Raw genomic sequence first — 352 nt, forward strand, 5'->3', positions numbered from 1 at the left:
ACGGCGCCGTGATCACCATCAAGGCAGGCGAAACCACTGGCACCGCAACTGTTCCGGCACCGTCCGATGACGTCTACAAAGATGCTGGCTCCGTGCAGGCAACGATCAGCAGCGCCACCGGTGGCAATTTCGAAAATCTGGTGCCGAGCACGACTCCAGCAGTGACCAGCGTGACCGACACCATCGATACGACCACGGTGAAACTGACCGCGACCGAGTCGACAGCCGAGGGCGGCAACGTCGTTTACACCGCAACTGTCGGTGCGCCAGTAACCGGTTCTCCAGTAGTGGTAACTTTGGCCAACGGTCAAACCATCACCATCGGCGTGGGCCAGACCACTGGCACCGCGAC

1 protein-coding gene is annotated in these 352 nt (G+C 60.8%); it reads left to right on the forward strand.

Annotated features, from left to right (window positions below; translation table 11 throughout):
* A partial coding sequence (locus V6F91_RS27650) for an immunoglobulin-like domain-containing protein (protein ID WP_332769950.1) occupies nt 1-352 on the forward strand: 352 nt, incomplete at both ends.

The sequence above is a fragment of the Pseudomonas koreensis genome (assembly GCF_036668835.1).
Taxonomy (GTDB): Bacteria; Pseudomonadota; Gammaproteobacteria; order Pseudomonadales; family Pseudomonadaceae; genus Aquipseudomonas; species Aquipseudomonas koreensis_I.